The 16,308-nt window shown below is 58.2% G+C and carries 13 protein-coding genes; 10 read left to right on the top strand and 3 right to left on the bottom strand.

All coding sequences use genetic code 11. The annotated features are described in order from the left end of the window. Positions 1-133: 133 nt before the first annotated feature. Complete coding sequence (locus tag IF204_RS00295; RefSeq protein ID WP_194093748.1) at positions 134-1,561, top strand: mannose-1-phosphate guanylyltransferase/mannose-6-phosphate isomerase; 1,428 nt, start codon at positions 134-136, stop codon at positions 1,559-1,561. Positions 1,562-1,597: 36 nt separating this feature from the next. Here the strand turns inward: IF204_RS00295 and IF204_RS00290 are convergent, their stop codons facing one another. Then, the gene (locus IF204_RS00290; protein ID WP_194093746.1) at positions 1,598-3,181 is read right to left on the bottom strand and encodes an alpha-amylase family glycosyl hydrolase; all 1,584 of its coding nucleotides are present in this window, start codon (positions 3,179-3,181) and stop codon (positions 1,598-1,600) included. A 112-nt stretch (positions 3,182-3,293) separates the two neighbouring features. Between IF204_RS00290 and IF204_RS00285 the strand changes: the two genes are divergently transcribed. From IF204_RS00285 to IF204_RS00260, 6 genes are all read left to right on the top strand, one after another. Next, entirely contained in the window at positions 3,294-4,316 is a 1,023-nt protein-coding gene (locus IF204_RS00285; protein WP_194093744.1) for a LacI family DNA-binding transcriptional regulator, read from the top strand. Between the two features lie 163 nt (positions 4,317-4,479). Continuing rightward, positions 4,480-5,754, top strand: a complete 1,275-nt coding sequence (locus tag IF204_RS00280; protein ID WP_194093742.1) for an ABC transporter substrate-binding protein — start codon at positions 4,480-4,482, stop codon at positions 5,752-5,754. Positions 5,755-5,851: 97 nt separating this feature from the next. Then, positions 5,852-6,835 carry a carbohydrate ABC transporter permease gene (locus IF204_RS00275; protein WP_194093740.1) on the top strand — a complete coding sequence of 328 codons (984 nt, stop codon included), beginning with the start codon at positions 5,852-5,854 and terminating at the stop codon, positions 6,833-6,835. Next, a complete protein-coding gene (locus IF204_RS00270; RefSeq protein WP_194093738.1) occupies positions 6,832-7,662 on the top strand; it encodes a carbohydrate ABC transporter permease in 831 nt (276 codons plus the stop codon). The genes IF204_RS00275 and IF204_RS00270 overlap by 4 nt, the downstream gene beginning before the upstream one ends. Positions 7,663-7,669: 7 nt before the next feature. After that, positions 7,670-8,680 (top strand): ABC transporter ATP-binding protein, encoded by a 1,011-nt coding sequence (locus IF204_RS00265; protein ID WP_194093736.1) that lies wholly within the window; start codon positions 7,670-7,672, stop codon positions 8,678-8,680. Between the two features lie 343 nt (positions 8,681-9,023). Then, the gene (locus IF204_RS00260) at positions 9,024-10,394 is read left to right on the top strand and encodes a tyrosine-type recombinase/integrase (RefSeq protein ID WP_194093734.1); all 1,371 of its coding nucleotides are present in this window, start codon (positions 9,024-9,026) and stop codon (positions 10,392-10,394) included. 8 nt (positions 10,395-10,402) lie between these two features. Here IF204_RS00260 and IF204_RS00255 read toward each other — a convergent pair whose 3' ends face one another. Then, complete coding sequence (locus tag IF204_RS00255; RefSeq protein WP_194093732.1) at positions 10,403-10,921, bottom strand: hypothetical protein; 519 nt, start codon at positions 10,919-10,921, stop codon at positions 10,403-10,405. 861 nt (positions 10,922-11,782) lie between these two features. On the opposite strand from IF204_RS00255, the gene IF204_RS00250 reads away from it, so the two are divergent. Next, complete coding sequence (locus IF204_RS00250) at positions 11,783-12,088, top strand: helix-turn-helix domain-containing protein (RefSeq protein ID WP_194093731.1); 306 nt, start codon at positions 11,783-11,785, stop codon at positions 12,086-12,088. After that, positions 12,085-13,332 carry a type II toxin-antitoxin system HipA family toxin gene (locus IF204_RS00245; protein WP_194093729.1) on the top strand — a complete coding sequence of 416 codons (1,248 nt, stop codon included), beginning with the start codon at positions 12,085-12,087 and terminating at the stop codon, positions 13,330-13,332. The genes IF204_RS00250 and IF204_RS00245 overlap by 4 nt, the downstream gene beginning before the upstream one ends. A gap of 164 nt (positions 13,333-13,496) precedes the next feature. Here IF204_RS00245 and IF204_RS00240 read toward each other — a convergent pair whose 3' ends face one another. After that, the gene (locus tag IF204_RS00240; protein ID WP_194093728.1) at positions 13,497-15,266 is read right to left on the bottom strand and encodes a calcium-binding protein; all 1,770 of its coding nucleotides are present in this window, start codon (positions 15,264-15,266) and stop codon (positions 13,497-13,499) included. Positions 15,267-15,626: 360 nt separating this feature from the next. Between IF204_RS00240 and IF204_RS00235 the strand changes: the two genes are divergently transcribed. After that, positions 15,627-16,064, top strand: coding sequence for a hypothetical protein (locus IF204_RS00235; RefSeq protein ID WP_194093726.1), 438 nt, complete (start codon positions 15,627-15,629; stop codon positions 16,062-16,064). Positions 16,065-16,308: the final 244 nt, after the last annotated feature.

Raw genomic sequence — 16,308 nt, 5'->3', positions numbered from 1 at the left:
ACAGAGTGTTAACGCAGCGCTGCTATCCCTGATTGGGAAACGCTTTGGCCAACAACCTCGGGTTCACCTGCCTTGAAACAGTCACATGCACCGTCTATCCCTTTGTGGAAATTAGCTTAGTTTGGTCAAAACAATGATTACACCCGTCATTCTCTGCGGTGGCTCGGGCACGCGCCTCTGGCCGCTGTCCCGCAAATCCTACCCGAAACAGTTCGTCCCACTGGTCGGCGAAACCACGCTGTTTCAGGGCTCCGCGCAACGCATGGCGGGCGAAGACTTTGATAAACCTGTCGTCATCACCAATTCCGACTTCCGGTTCATTGTGACCGAACAACTGACCGAGATCGGCATCGATCCCGGTGCGATCCTGATCGAGCCGGAGGGCCGCAACACTGCCCCCGCCGTTCTGGCCGCTGCGCTTCATCTGCATGCGAAAGACCCCGACGCGATCATGCTTGTCGCCCCGTCCGATCACGTTGTGCCTGACGCGGCTGCGTTTCAGGCGGCTGTGCGTGTCGGCCTTCAGGCGGTTGAGGCCGGTCAGCTCGTCACGTTTGGCATCAAACCGACACGCGCCGAAACGGGCTATGGCTACCTTGAACTGTCGGGTCAGCCCGCTGGCCGCCCCGTTGCGCTCAAGCGGTTTGTCGAAAAGCCGGACGCCGCCCGCGCCGAGGAAATGGTCGCCGCCGGTTCTTTCATGTGGAACGCGGGCATCTTCCTGTTCAAAGCCAAGGACATCATCGCCGCGTTCGAGAAATACGCCGCAAACCTGATCGCTCCGGTCCAGAACGCGCTGGATACGGGCGTTGTCGACCTCGGCTTCTGCCGCCTCGGACCTGACGCATGGGCGGGCGCGGAAGACATCTCGATCGACTACGCGGTCATGGAAAAAGCGGACAATCTGTCGGTCGTTCCGTTCGATGGCGGCTGGTCGGACCTTGGCGGTTGGGACGCCGTCTGGCGCGAGAACGACAAGGATGAAAACGGCGTTCTGCTTTCGGGCGAGGCGACCTCGATCGACTGCGAGAACTCGCTTTTGCGATCCGACAGCGACCGCATGGAGGTTGTCGGCATCGGCCTCAAAAACGTCATGGCCGTCGCGATGAATGACGCGGTACTAATCGCGGATATGGACCGTGCGCAGGATGTGAAGAAAGCCGTCGACGCGCTAAAAGCCAAAGGCGCGGCGCAGGCGACCCACTTCCCCAAGGACCACCGTCCGTGGGGTTGGTTCGAGAGCCTCGTGATCGCGAACCGCTTCCAAGTGAAGCGAATTCACGTCCACCCCGGCGCTGCGCTGTCCCTACAATCCCACCACCACCGCGCAGAGCACTGGATCGTTGTTGAGGGCACCGCTGAAGTGACTATCGACGATAAAGTGCAGCTGGTGACTGAAAACCAGTCGGTCTTCATCCCGCTGGGCGCTGTCCACCGTATGAAAAACCCCGGCAAAGTGCCGATGGTACTCATTGAGGTACAGACAGGATCGTACCTCGGCGAGGATGACATCATCCGTTACGAGGACGTCTATTCCCGCGGCCAAGGCGCCAAGGGCTAAGCAAAAAAGGCCGGCGCTCACCGCCGGCCTTTTCCTTTAGATCCGTCCAATGAAGAACCCGTTCGGGCCAAGTTTTAACGTGCTCCCCGCTTGCTGGACATCTTGGGAAACGAGCGCGGTACACTCGGGCGCAGCGAACTGTTGAGGCGTGTCTGACAGGTTGAATGCGCAGTAAATCTCACCGCCACGGGTGAACGCGAGCAGCGGCTCGGGCAGTTCCGAAAATTGTGTATCGCCGGTCAGCATCGCCTGCTCACCACTGCGCAATTTCAACATCTGCTGATAGAGCGCTCGAACGCTGTTATCGGTGCGCTGGCTTTCCATGCTGCGGGCCAGTTGCGGCTCCTTCACGGGCAGCCAAGGCGTGCCACTTGTGAACCCGCCATTGGGCGCATTACCATCCCAAACCATCGGCGTGCGGCACCCGTCGCGGCCTTTGTCCTCGGGCCAGAACATGATGCCCTGCGGGTCGGTCAGTTCGTCATAGGACAGCTCTGTTTCGGTCTGCCCAGCTTCCTCGCCCTGATAGAGGCAGATCGAGCCTTGCAGCGACAAAAGCAGCGCGCCCGCCAGTTTGGCAATGCTGTCCTGATCCTTCGCGTGAGGCATCCAGCGCGTGACCTGACGCACGACATCGTGGTTCGAAAACGCCCAGCACGGCCAGCCATCGGGCGCGGTCGCGAAGAACTCCTCGATCTGCTTGCGGAAGTGTTCGGCAGTGAAGTCGAACTTCAACATCTCGAACGAATACGCCATGTGGAGGCGATTTTCGCTCGTGTATTCGCCCATCATCTGCGTCGCATGGTGGGACTCGCCGACCTCGCCCACCAGCGTGCGGTCGTCGTATTCATCCAGAACGGCGCGCATCTTTTGCAGGAACACTAGGTTCTCGGGCTGGTTTTTCGAGAACAGGTGATACTGCATGTCGTAGGGTTTCCACGCGTCCCGCGCCTCGGGACGGAAGTCGGCGGCATCGTCGCGCAGCATCCGGTCGTGGAAGTAGAAATTCACCGTATCGAGGCGGAAACCATCGACGCCGCGGTCGAGCCAGAACCGCAGAACGTCCAGGACGTAGTCCTGCACCTCGGGATTGTGGAAGTTCAGATCCGGCTGTTCTTTCAGGAAGTTATGGAAATAGTACTGCTTGCGGCGCGGCTCCCATTCCCACGCGATGCCGCCAAAGATGGCCTGCCAATTGTTCGGCGCGGAGCCGTCGGGACGCGGGTCGGCCCAAACGTACCAGTCGGCCTTGGGATTATCGCGGCTCGACTTGGATTCGATGAAGAACGGGTGCTGGTTGGACGAGTGCGAGATAACCTGATCGATCAGCACTTTGAGGCCGAGCGAATGCGCTTTGGCTACCATCGCGTCGAAATCCGCGAGCGTGCCAAAGGTCGGGTCGATGTCCCGATAGTCCGCCACGTCGTAACCCATATCGGCCATCGGCGAGGTGAAAATTGGGCTGAGCCAGATCGCATCGACGCCGAGGTCGGCGATGGTTTCGAGGCGGGAGGTAATGCCCGGAATGTCACCGATCCCGTCACCGTTGCTGTCCATGAACGAACGCGGATAGATCTGGTAGATGGTCGCGCCGCGCCACCATTCGGTTTTCTGTTCCATTTTGACCTCCCTAGGCTTCCGAAACGTTTCGGAACGGCTTCGAGAGTTGTCGAAAATGTTTCGGGCTGGCAAGTTGTTTTTCTGGAAGACCGATGGAGAACGGACCAACCCCATGACAACGCTCAGAGATATCAGCCGTCATTTGGGGCTATCCGTCACCCAGGTCAGCCGCGCGCTCAACAACCATGAAGACGTAAGCGAGGAGACCCGCAAGCGCGTTCAAGAAGCCGCTAAAGAATTGAACTATCAGCCGAATATGATGGCGCGCAGGCTGGTCACGGGCCGCTCGGGCATCGTCGGTTTCGTGCAGCCGCGTATGCCTGGCCCCGAAGAATCAGTGTTTTTCATGCATTTCCTCGCGGGCCTTTCGGCGGGCTTTTCGCAGCACGGGCGGCAGTTCGTTCTTCACATGGCGGACCGCGAGGATGACCCGCTGGACGTTTATGCCCGCCTTGTCGGAACGCGCTCGATCGACGGGTTTGTCATCACCGAGCCCGTGATGGACGACCCGCGCATCGCCTACTTGCGCGAAAACAACGTGCCGTTTGTGCTGCATGGGCAGACGATGGACCAACCAGACTTCCCGTTTTTCGACATCGACAATGTTGCGGTCGGGTATGATCTGACGAAGCACCTGATTGATCACGGGCACCGCGACATCGCATTCATCAACGGCATCGAAGGATCGTCATACGTGCATCGGCGCGAGGTCGGTTATCGTCGTGCGCTTGAAGAAGCGGGGCTGCCCTATCGTAAGCCGTTCGACCTTCGGGGGCCGATGTCCGAAAATACCGGCCTGCTGGAAACTGTGCGCATGTTCCAGTCAGAAGGACCGAAGCCGACGGCGATCGTTGCGGGTAACATGCGGATTGCAAAAGGTATTTTCACCGCACTGGACGCTGTGGGCCTGAGTGTTCCGAATGACATTTCGCTGGTTGCCCACGACGACCTGCTCCCCGATGTCATGCCGCACAAGCTGCCTGTGGCGGTGTCCGGCACGACCTCTCCGATTGCGGAAAGCTGGGGGCCGCTGGCGGATCACCTGAGTCGATTCCTTGACGGCGCACCACTCCAAGATGTGCAAAAAATCGCGCCCCACACGTTCATAAAGCGTGGTTCGGTCCGGCCAGCCTGACTCTATCCCTTTGAAATTATAATGTTCTAGTAAGCCCTCATTAGAATTGTTGACAGCTCGGTTTTCTCGTCGATAACTTATCCGAAACGTTTCGGCTGATTTCGGTCAGATGGCGCGTTTTGCGGGAAATGGAGGTCCCGCTGTCAATCTCTGGGAGGAAATAATGACACGTTCACTCAAGACCGTGGCGCTGCGCGGCACTGCCGCTGCCATCGTCGCCGTTGCCGGCGCATCGTCGGTGCTCGCTGACGAGATCACCTATGTTTCGGGCGCCACCGGTGCTGCCATCGAAAACTTCGCTGCACTCGTCGCGCCATGGGAAGCCGAAACCGGCCACACCGTGACCATCGTGCCGATGCCGTCATCGACCACCGACCAGTTCGGTCAGTACCGCCTGTGGCTGGCCGCAGGTAACGGCGACATCGACATGTACCAGACCGACGTGATCTGGGCGCCGCAGCTGGCTGACCACTTCGTCGACCTGACCGAAGCTGCTGGCAGCCTCGTCGACGAGCACTTCCCGTCGATCATTGAATCGCAGACCGTTGACGGCAAGCTCGTCGCACTGCCGATCTTCACCGACGCACCGGCGCTCTACTACCGCAAGGACCTTCTCGAAAAGCACGGCGCTTCGGTTCCGTCGACATGGGAAGAGCTGACCGAGACCGCTCAGATGATCCAGGATGCAGAGCGCGCCGAAGGCAACGCTGACGTCTGGGGCTTTGTCTGGCAGGGTAACTCCTACGAGGGTCTGACCTGTGACGCACTCGAGTGGATCAAATCCTCGGGCGGCGGCCAAATTGTCGAAGCCGACGGCACCATCTCGGTGAACAACGAAAACGCAGCCGCTGCGCTAGAACTGGCTGCAAGCTGGCCGGGTTCGATCTCGCCCGAGGGCGTTCTGTCCTATCAGGAAGAAGAAGCTCGCGGCGTCTGGCAGACCGGCAACGCCGTGTTTATGCGCAACTGGCCGTATGCCTACGCGCTGGGTAACGGTTCGGACTCCGCCGTTGCTGGCATGTTCGACGTTGCCCCGCTCCCGTCGGGTCAGGGTCATGGCGAATCCGCCGCGACCCTGGGCGGCTGGAACGTTGCCGTGTCGAAGTATTCGGACAGCCAGGACGCCGCGATCAGCCTCGCCGTTTACCTCGCCGGTGCCGAAGCACAGAAGACCCGCGCACTGAACGAGTCGAACCTGCCGACGATCATCAGCCTCTATGACGACGCTGACATCGCAGAGCAGCAGCCTATCATCCCGCGCTGGAAAGACGTGTTCCTTCAGGCCGTGCCGCGTCCGTCGGCGCCGACCCGTCAGGACTACAACGAAGTGTCGACCCTGTTCTTCACCTCGGTCCACAGCGTTCTTTCGGGTGAAGCCAGCGCACAGGACGCGCTCGCAGACCTCGAGATGGATCTCGAAGACCTGCTCGACAAGTAATCCTCAGACTTCTGTTTTTCCCATCCCACAGAAGTAGAGACGGGGGCGCAGTTCCGACTGTGCCCCCGAAATCCCCCTCTGGGACAATGAGGATAGAATGACCCATTCCAGCGCGAATGCGGGCTCGCCGACCAACGGCAAGGGCCTTAACCTTCAGCAAAAGCGCGTGCGTTCGGCCTATATGTTTCTGGCCCCGATGATCATCATGTTGCTCGTCGTCGCCGCGTGGCCGCTGTTCCGCTCCATCAGCTTTTCCTTCACCGATGCCTCTGCCGATACGATCTTCAATGGTCAGTCGGAATGGGTCGGCTTCGAGAACTACCTCGAACGCCGTGTCCGCTCGAACGGCGATGTCCGTTGGCGCGGGGTGCTGGCCGATAAGGATTGGTGGGCTGCCGTCTGGAATACGGTGCGCTTCTCGCTCATCTCGGTGAGCCTCGAGACATTCTTCGGCCTACTGGTCGCTCTTGTCTTAAATATGGAATTCAAAGGCCGCGGCCTTGTCCGCGCTGCCATCCTGATCCCGTGGGCCATCCCCACTGTCGTGTCCGCCCGCATGTGGGGCTGGATGCTCAACGACCAGTTCGGGATCATCAACCACATCCTGCTGATGCTGCACCTGATCGACTCCCCGATCGCATGGACCGCGCAGCCTGATACGGCGATGATTGCGGTGCTGATCGTGGACGTCTGGAAGACCACGCCGTTCATGGCGCTGCTCATCCTCGCTGGTCTGCAAATGATCCCGCGCGATATGTACGAAGCAGCCAAGATCGACGGCATCAACCCGTTCAAGGTGTTCTTCCGCGTGACGCTGCCGCTGCTGAAGCCCGCGATCCTCGTAGCGGTGATCTTCCGTGCGCTCGACGCGCTGCGGATCTTCGACCTGATCTACCTGCTGACGCCGCAGTCGGGGTCCACGATGACGATGTCGGTGCTCAGCTACCGCGAAATCCAGCAGTTTGGCGACTACGGCGAAGGCTCTGCCATGTCGACGCTGCTGTTCCTCATCATCACCACATTCGTGCTGCTCTACATCAAGCTGGGCAAGCTGAACCTCGGCGGGGAGGCACGTCAATGAACCGCTCCATGCCCCGCACCATCGCATTCTACGCCTGCGTCTTGCTGATCGTCGTGATCGCCGTGTTTCCGTTCTACTACGCGATCATGACCAGCTTCGAGACAGGCACTGCGATCTTCCGCCCGAACCTGCTGCCCGAGAGCTTCTCTTGGGATAACTACAAAGCCATCTTCACCCGCCGCGGGTTCATTCGCTCGGTCGCGAACTCGGTCTTTATCGCGTCGATCACCGTGGGCGCAGCCCTTCTGCTTGCTGTGACGGCATCCTATGCACTGGCGCGCGTCAATTTCCGAGGGCGCGGGCTTCTGCTGATGACGATCCTTGGCGTGTCGATGTTCCCGCAGATCGCGGTACTGTCGGGCCTCTATGAACTGATCAACCTGCTCGGCCTTTATAACAAGCCGTGGGCACTGGTGCTCAGCTACACGATTTTCACCCTGCCCTTCACCGTCTGGGTGCTGACGACATTCATGCGCGATCTGCCGGTGGAAATCGAAGAGGCCGCCATCGTCGACGGCGCGACGCCGTGGGTCATCATCACCCGCGTATTCATGCCGCTCCTTTGGCCCGCGCTCGTGACCACCGGCCTGCTGGCCTTCATCGGGGCGTGGAATGAGTTCCTCTTCGCGCTGACCTTCACCATTTCGGCGGACCAGCGCACCGTTCCCGTAGCTATCGCGCTCCTCTCGGGCGCAAGCCAGCAGGAGATCCCGTGGGGCCCCATCATGGCGGCGAGCGTTCTCGTCACGATCCCGCTGATCGTCCTCGTCCTCGTATTCCAACGCAAGATCGTAGCCGGCCTCACCGCTGGTGGCGTCAAAGGCTGATAGACCCATGGCAAACATCACTCTCAAAGCAGTTCGCAAGTCCTTCGGCGGTTTCGAAGTCATCAAAGGCATCGATCTGGAAATCCGCAAAGGCGAGTTCATGGTCTTTGTCGGCCCGTCCGGCTGCGGCAAGTCCACCCTGCTCCGCCTGATTTCGGGACTGGAAGAGATCACCTCGGGCGACCTGCTGTTCGACGACGAGCGCGTGAACAACGTCATCCCCTCCGAGCGCGGCATCGCGATGGTGTTCCAGAGCTACGCGCTCTACCCGCACATGAAGGTCTACGACAACATGGCCTTCGGCATGAAGCTGGGCAAACGCGACAAGTCCGAGATCGAGGCCCGCGTGCGCAAAGCGGCCGAGATGCTCCAGATCGACCATCTGCTGGACCGCCTGCCCCGCCAACTGTCAGGCGGCCAGCGCCAGCGTGTCGCCATCGGCCGCGCGATCGTTCGCGACCCGCGCGTGTTCCTGTTCGATGAGCCGCTGTCCAACCTCGACGCCGCGCTGCGGGTGGCCACCCGCCTAGAGATCGCGAAACTGCACCACGACATGAACGACGTCACGATGATCTACGTGACCCACGATCAGGTCGAAGCGATGACCCTCGCCGACCGCATCTGCGTGCTGCGCGACGGCGTGGTCGAGCAAGTCGGCACCCCTGCCGAGCTCTACGAAAAGCCTAACTCGGTCTTCGTCGCGGGCTTTATCGGCTCGCCCAAGATGAACTTCCTGACCGGCACCTTCGCAGAAGCCTATAACTGCACCACGCTGGGTATCCGCGCTGAGCATATCGACGTGGTGGATCAGGCAAAGGCCACATGGACCGGCACCGTCGTCCACGCCGAAGACCTCGGCTCCGACCACTTCCTGTTCGTCGATATCGGCGCAGATGAGCCGGTCGTGGTCCGCCGTAGCGGCAAGCTCGGCACAGGAATGCTAGGCCAAGTCGTCAGCCTCCGCCCGCAAGCCGAGAACCTACACCGCTTCGGGCCGGACGATAAACCGCTGGGCTGAGCGAACAGGCCCCTACAACATCAGCCCATTCCGACCCGCGGGATGGGCTTTTTCGTATGCATCGAGCGAACGGCAAAGAGATCGCCTGCAACGCAGGGTGAGAACATCACTTCTTGGGAATGGTGCCCGGGGGCGGAATCGAACCACCGACACGAGGATTTTCAATCCACTGCTCTATGATTTTCAGTCCACTGAAAACACACAGAATTTATCGATAAAATATAATATTATCAACGTCCTGCAAGAACCAGCCACTTGCAGCAAGAATTATGCGCTTGCACTAGATTGCAGGAAATAGCATCGATTTTGTAGCATATATGTAGCATAGGAAGTAGCATCCGGTATGGCTAAGGAAAAACTGACAGACGCTCGGATCCAGAAGCTCAAGCCTGAAGCGAAGTCACGCGAGATTTCTGACGAGACCTGCTCCGGTCTTCGCATCCGCATTAGCCCAGCCGGCACCAAATCCTTCCTGTGGGTCGGTCGCACGCCCTCAAACGCGGTCAAGAGCGTCACGCTTGGTCGCTACCCGGAGATGAGCCTCAGACAGGCGCGAGAAGCCGCCAACGAAGCCAGAGGCGCTATCAGAGCGGGTCGAGACCCCATCGCAGAGAAGCGCGCTCTGCGCCAGCCTATGGTGGGCTCTGGGAGTGACGTCACCCTGCGAAGCCTCATGATGGAATATGGTCGGTCGGCGGGCGCTACCAAGGGCATCTGGCAACCTCGCAGTAAGAAGACAGGCCGTTCGACGGCGCAAAACGTCATCGAAAATGTCTATGCTGACCTACTAGACCGCGAGCCGACGTCCATCACTGTCGACGAATTTGCACTGGCGACGAACAGCTACGTTCCGAAGAAGCCGCTCAACGGCAAAACCACTGCCAACGGACAAGCCTCCAAAGCGCGCCTCTACCTCAAGCCGGTGCTGGACTGGGCGGCTGGACGCGGATCATTCTCCAAGGTCGGCGCGTCACGACGAGGCCACCTTGAAGTAGCCGACTTAGCAGTGCTTCATGACCCTGCTGTTAGCGACGACAGTATTCGAGGAAAGCGCGAGAGGATCCTCTCGATGGACGAGCTAGAGGCCATTCTACCGCTCCTCACATATCCGTCGCCCCAGATCGGACGGCTCAAAGCCGAACCAGCCACCGACTACAGGCCAATCGCCTGCCGGTTCCTACTCTACACCGCTGCCCGCCTCGAAGAGATGGCTACGATGAAGTGGCGGGATTTCGATCGGAGAAATGGTGTCTGGAGAAAACCGTTGATCAAATCGACCAAGGGCGGTCCGCGCTCGCAGGACCTGCCCCTCTCCGACGCGGCGATCGCCATACTGCGATCACTACCAGGCTGGAAGACAAACGAGCCTGACGGCTACGTTTTCCCGAATACGACGGGCAACGGACCGCTAGGCAACTGGACCCGTTTTCAGGCCAACCTTTGCGAAGCGACTGGAACCTCGGGCTGGCATCGTCACGACCTCCGCCGGACAGCTTCGACGTTGATGTATGAGTTCGAGGTTCCGCCCTCGACTGTCGAACAAATCCTAGGCCACAAAGACCCTTTTCGAAGTCAGAACCTGGGTGGCTCGGTGAGCCACTACATTCAGCTGACCAAGATCATGCGAGATCAGCGCAATCCTCAAGCTGAAGCACTCGACACCCTTGCCGCAGCGCTTCAGCTCATTGAGAACGGCCAGATAGCCGCAGAGTAGCCAAAGGCTTACTGATCGGTCCGCCATTGCTTGAGAACAACTCGCGTGTCCTTGCCAAGCGTCTCTTTCATGCGGGTCAGCATTGCCACCCGCTCGAAGGCATCCTTCGCGACATCGGGGTCCGACAGGTCCGATGCTTGCACCTCGGCGATGCGCTTGTCGATCTCTTCCAGCTTGTGTTCGTTGACCACCGCAGCCAGAAACTCGGCCGCCTTGAGGAAGCTCGCGATCATCACTTCAGCACGCCCGAGAGACCTTCCCCCCTCAGGAAAGAACCCGTCTTTTGCACCCTCATCGACAGTGTATTTCTCGGGCCCTTCATCGTCGTCGAACAATGGGCAGTAAAAACCTGCGAGTTCCAGCGCGATGCCGAAGTCACTGTTGCCATAACCGATTTCATGCATGACCTCAAAGAACGGCCGCTGGAAGATCTCCGCTTGAACTTCCGGCTTGCTTAACTCTTCTGACTTCTTCTGCTTCTGCCGCTCGCGGTATTGACGGACTTTCTCGGCATTTGACAGCGCCATGGCAAACCTCATCTTTGAATGAGGTTACAGTTACGCAAACACCGACACTACGTCAATAGGATACTCTTTTTTGTGAGCCAATTAACTAATGTCAGATCAGCCGCACTCACCTTGACTGTTTTCTTAGCGGGCGCTGACCGTCACCGTTCGAATATTCACAGGAACCGGAGTGGGCATTGAGTCACCACTGTCAGTTAGATCTGTTAGCCGGATCCGTCGCATTGCTTGTGACGCATCAAGGTGCAAGGTCGCCGCGAATTCCGGACTATATCACACATCAAGGTCGTCCCTGCACCCTACGCCTAGTTGATTGATTCTTGCTGCGTGAAGGCCGTTTTACATACCTGCCATAGCTTCTAGCCTGGCGTAACGAGGCCGTCGTGAGTGCTCAGCGACCCATGCATCGGCTATGGCGTGCATGTCCTGACGAGGCTCCACTGAAGCGTATAGAGCCTATAACAGTCGAAATACCCACCAAGGATGCCACCAAGCGGGCTACATGCGTTCGATTGCCTATCGGAAAATTCGATCAGCCAACTCGACCCTCTCGTCGCTCGGCAACTCCTGAAAGCCGCTCTTTCGCGTAACAGTTCGTCAACATAGCGTCACTACGCCCAGCAAAATAAGGGCAACAATGTTAACACTGACCTCTGAGTGTCAACTTAAGAGGGCCATTAGTTTACAGTTTTAGTCAGAAAATGTTACACATTGCCGCTCTATGTTTACACTTTTGGCGAAAATGTTGACACATCGGGCCTGAGTGTAAACCTCGTGTCAACATACCGCGCCGCCAGAATGAATCGTATATTATCCCCTGAATGCATGATATGGGTGTAAGGGATCATATATGAGCCAAAACATATGCTACCCATTCTCTCGACGGCACAAGACGTTCAGGACATCATTCGCATCAACATGCGATCGCTGCGGCTTGCCCACAACTGGACGCAGAAGGACCTCTCTGAACGCTCGGGTGTAGCCCTTGGCAGCCTGAAACGTTTCGAGTCCACCGGTGAGGTTTCTTTGGCATCTCTAGTGGCTCTTGCGGAGGCGCTGGGCGCTTTGGACGAGTTCACACACCTCTTCCCCCTGCCGGACGCACGACGCTTGGATGAGCTGTCAAAGCAGCGGGTCGCACGTCAGCGCGCGTCAGGACGCAAACCATGATCAGTCGTCTCGCAGCGGATCTACGGTTCTCGGCGCAGGGCGTAGACGTCAAGGTCGCCCAGTTGGGATGGGACACAGCGCGGCGCGAAGCTGCGGCTGAGTGGGACGCCACGTTCGCCGCCTCTCCCCTGCCCCTGAGCCCGCTTCTCGTGAAGGATCACGCATCGCTCCTCCGGTCCAGAAACCGCGCCTTCGGTGACTTGCCCGGTCTGTTCGGTGACAGCCTCCCTGACGGCTGGGGACGCTTGCTGGTGGACCGTGAGCTTGCGGCGCGCGGCAAGTCTCGCAGCTCCATCACTGACCTCGATCGCCTGTCGATGGTCGGCCAGCACGGGATGGGTGCTTTTGTCTATCGGCCGGAGGAGGTTGCAGACGTCGAGAACGAGATCGACCTCGACTGGTTCGAGAACCTCGCCCCCGAGCTTGGCAGCGACACAGCTGCTGAGGATCTGGAGAAGATGCGGACGATGGCGGGTGGCTCGCATGGAGCGCGGCCGAAATTTGTGGCTCAGCTCTCGAATGACGGGAAGAGACTACGAGACCACCGCCTGCCCCTTGAGAACGGCTGGACGCATGTTCTGGTGAAGCGACGTGCTGCCAACGATGAAGTCGGCTCGATTGAGGCAGAGGCAGCCTACGCCGACATGGCACGCGCGGCAGGCATCGACATGATGCCGGTGACGGTGCTTCAGTCCTCGTCAGGCGAGCCCTACTTCGTGACCGAGCGGTTCGACCGCAGCGGCGGCGACCGCCTTCATATGCAGACAGTGGCCGCCCTGCTGGATGTCGACTTCCGGTCTGCCGTCCTCGACTACACCGACCTCATAAAAGTCGTGAAGGTCCTCACCCGTGATCACAGGCAGACCGAAGAGATGTTCCGCCGCATGGTCTTCAACGTGCTTACCAACAACAGGGATGATCACCTCAAGAACCATGCCTTCCTCATGAATGCCGATGGCAATTGGCGGCTTGCACCAGCCTACGACGTGAGCTTCAGCAACGGCCCCGGCGGCGAACACACGCTCCTCGTGGCCGGTGAAGGACGGAACCCGACCAAAGCGCATTTCGACCGCGTAGCAAAGGTCGCAGGTATCAAGCCCGCCAGAGCCGCACAACTCGTCACTGGAGTGCGTGAGGCCGTTTCTGACTGGAGCACTCATGCATACGCGCGAGGCGTCCCTACGGGGCTAAAATCGACCCTGGAAGCGATGCTTGCAGAGCGTGAAAGAGTCACACTTCGTTGACGGAGGCGAGGCACTCTACGGACACCTCATCACGCTACTCCAAATCACAACATGCCAACTTACGGCATGAGCGATGAGCGGCGCAAATGACCGATCCGCCACCAAGTTGCCTTCACTTAGCTATCCAGCTCAACAGCCGGATAGCTAAGTGGCCGAGGTCAAACTCAGATCATATCGTCGAAGTAGATTTCTTTTATCGCGATGTCGTCAATGAGCAGGTCGGGGTTTTTCACTCCCTTCACCTCCAGCGTGACATCTCCGAAGTCGAAGACCACCGATTTGTTTTGGACGGTCGCATACTGGTCGATCAGCTCTTCGACAGTCAGGTCCCCTTCCCATAGCGTATCCGCCAACACGATGCGATCCTCGCCGCTGATGAAGTCCAAGATGGTGTTGTCATCTGCCCCGCTATACAGCTCAAAAGTATCGGCCCCTTTACCACCGATCAGCTTGTCACGACCGGCGCCCCCAGAGAGGGTATCATCACCAGCATCACCGAAAAGCTTGTCCTTACCAGCTTCTCCTCGAAGAGTATCGTCGCCTCCTCCACCTTTGAGGATATCGTTACCGAGGCTGGCCGCCAGATAATCGTTCCCACCTCCACCGGACAGCAAGTCTTTGCCGTCGCCTCCGTGGAGCTCATCAGCTCCACCGTTTCCGTAAAGTTGGTCGTTTCCGCCGTATCCGTAGAGCTGATCAGCTCCGGACCCACCTTTGAGTTTATCCCCACTTGCGTCGGGGCTCAGCCAATCGTCGCCATAAAGCCAATCGTCGCCCTTGTTGCCTTTCAGGAAATCTCTGCCGGCACCTCCATTGAGCGTATCGTTGCCGCCTCCTCCGGCAATAACGTCAAGACCCTCCCCGCCTGACAGCCAGTCGTGCCCGGCCTGACCTCTGATCTTGTCGTCACCGCCACCGCCGAGGACGAAATCATCGCCAGTCAAGGCATTGAGACGCTCCGAGCTATCGGTGCCGATAAGCACTTCGCCACTCGATGATCCGCGCACCATTCCATCCGCAGTGTCGCCGCCGCCAGCTCCACCTAGGTCGATGCGCTCGTTAGCAATCAATACAGGCTGGCTAAGGTCATTGACACGAACATCCGATCCGCCCCAGCCCCAATTGAACCCTGCCAGATCGACAGACCCAGACTCGGCTGTGCCTTCAATATCGACCTTGACCAACTCGGTGTTCGGAGATGTTCCGCCAGCCAATACGTCAGCGGTGATGACGAGCTTCCCGTCCGCAGTATAGCTAAATGTTCGTATATCGAGGCCGTCCGCAACCGTCGCCTTTATCGGACCTGCAGCATCAAGGGTAAGTTCAAACTGAAATTGGATGGTGTCACCTTCTACGTAGGATTGGTCGTCGGAGATGACTGATAGGTGTCCGTTGATACCGTCGCTCTCTAGGACGATCTCCCACGGTTGGACGTCCTCGACCTTCACCAGCTCTATCGAATAGGGGGTGGGGGTCAGTGTTTCTGTCCAACCACCTGCCTGAACGTTGACCCAGAAAACCATGTCGCTTGGCACATAGTCCAAGCTAAACATCGTGAATTCGTCAGAGTTGATCGTCTGTTGGTAAATGCTGAAAGGTGTCTCACCTTCCCAAATGAAGTAATTGGACGCAGGATATTCCAACGATGTGTAGCTAATCGTTAGATCTCCACTGACGCTCCTCCAATCCTCGACCGTCATCTTGATCTGATAGGTGTCGAAGGGGTCAAGCGTCGCGATGAATGCGTCACTATCCACCTCACCGGTCGTGGTCGCATGGAGCAGCGCGTCATAGGGATCGCCTTCGACCAATTCACCGAGCAAATAATCTCCGTTGGCAAATTGTTCGAGGAATTGGTCTCGGTTCGTCGTCGAGCCGAATAACCGGCCACTCAGATCGACCTCAACTGTTTCGATAACTGTCTGCAAAGTCATGGCAGAAAACTCGTGATGCAATTTATGGGTGAGAAAATCTAGATCACGCAACCGTGATCACACAAGATGGTTTCTCATGACTTGCGCGATGCCGGAGACAGGCCCGCAAGGCTACGCGGGGCTCCATGGGTGGTCCAGCAAAGTCGGTCGTGCATACTTTGGATCAGGGAGCCACACAGTTCGCCACTGAAGAGCGTGAGGCCGCTTCTGGCGAGCACTCATGCGGACGCGCGAGGCGTCCCTACGGGGCTAAAATCGACCCTAGCAGCGATTTGCTCTCACCACACAGCCTGACTGCATATTGATCGCGCATCGTTAATCACCCGTTGAATTTGCACCGCTCTACCCCACTGTTAAGCAATGCGAACCACGTCTTCCCCAAACAAGCGATCAAATATCGAAGCTGCAATATATGCGGCCATCTTTGCTTCGGCTTATCTTGGTATAAGCGTTTTGGAAGATTGGCTAACCGGGAAACTGGACGTAACCCTGCTACTGACCTTCGCCTCATTTCATATTTTGTTCGCTACCATGATTGGCGCAGCCGTTTCATCATGGTGTTTTTTTCCACTGCTTGGTGCTGGATCTGGCGCACGAGGCGTCTTACGCGATCTAGGCTGGATTGCATTAGCTTTGTTACTTGCAACGGCACTTGCTGGGACGCTTGTTTTTCCCGGCATCGCAACAGTCGGAATGCCCGTGTTCTTTGTCTTGCAAACTGCCTCATCGCCAGGGGCTGCCATGATACTGACCTGGGGTGTTATCTCCGCTTTAGCCTTGGCACGCCGTCAGCCATGAGAAACCGGTTTATAGGTCTTCGAAAGCCACGCTTTTTTGTAGCGCTGAAACAGCGAAGCTGACTAGCTTGATCGAATACTGCGCATGACATCGAAACCTGTTCGCACGCGGCGCAGCACTCAGCCAAGGCTGGTTGTTCCAGGCGGCACCAATTGCAAACGCCGGTGTCGGCGGGTTTATCTCGAAAATCATGGGTGGTCACGACTGAGACACCAAATGGCCACATCCTCCCGCTCCGGCCGTC

Origin of the sequence: Marivivens aquimaris, from assembly GCF_015220045.1 — a bacterium.
GTDB lineage: Bacteria > Pseudomonadota > Alphaproteobacteria > Rhodobacterales > Rhodobacteraceae > Marivivens > Marivivens aquimaris.
This window is presented reverse-complemented; position numbering and strand designations above follow the sequence as displayed.

Bases quoted from the DNA above. Each gene is read 5' to 3' on its own strand.
- IF204_RS00295 (WP_194093748.1), top strand. From the start codon at position 134: ATGATTACACCCGTCATTCTCTGCGGTGGCTCGGGCACGCGCCTCTGG.
- IF204_RS00290 (WP_194093746.1), bottom strand. From the start codon at position 3,181: ATGGAACAGAAAACCGAATGGTGGCGCGGCGCGACCATCTACCAGATC.
- IF204_RS00285 (WP_194093744.1), top strand. From the start codon at position 3,294: ATGACAACGCTCAGAGATATCAGCCGTCATTTGGGGCTATCCGTCACC.
- IF204_RS00280 (WP_194093742.1), top strand. From the start codon at position 4,480: ATGACACGTTCACTCAAGACCGTGGCGCTGCGCGGCACTGCCGCTGCC.
- IF204_RS00275 (WP_194093740.1), top strand. From the start codon at position 5,852: ATGACCCATTCCAGCGCGAATGCGGGCTCGCCGACCAACGGCAAGGGC.
- IF204_RS00270 (WP_194093738.1), top strand. From the start codon at position 6,832: ATGAACCGCTCCATGCCCCGCACCATCGCATTCTACGCCTGCGTCTTG.
- IF204_RS00265 (WP_194093736.1), top strand. From the start codon at position 7,670: ATGGCAAACATCACTCTCAAAGCAGTTCGCAAGTCCTTCGGCGGTTTC.
- IF204_RS00260 (WP_194093734.1), top strand. From the start codon at position 9,024: ATGGCTAAGGAAAAACTGACAGACGCTCGGATCCAGAAGCTCAAGCCT.
- IF204_RS00255 (WP_194093732.1), bottom strand. From the start codon at position 10,921: ATGGCGCTGTCAAATGCCGAGAAAGTCCGTCAATACCGCGAGCGGCAG.
- IF204_RS00250 (WP_194093731.1), top strand. From the start codon at position 11,783: ATGCTACCCATTCTCTCGACGGCACAAGACGTTCAGGACATCATTCGC.
- IF204_RS00245 (WP_194093729.1), top strand. From the start codon at position 12,085: ATGATCAGTCGTCTCGCAGCGGATCTACGGTTCTCGGCGCAGGGCGTA.
- IF204_RS00240 (WP_194093728.1), bottom strand. From the start codon at position 15,266: ATGACTTTGCAGACAGTTATCGAAACAGTTGAGGTCGATCTGAGTGGC.
- IF204_RS00235 (WP_194093726.1), top strand. From the start codon at position 15,627: ATGCGAACCACGTCTTCCCCAAACAAGCGATCAAATATCGAAGCTGCA.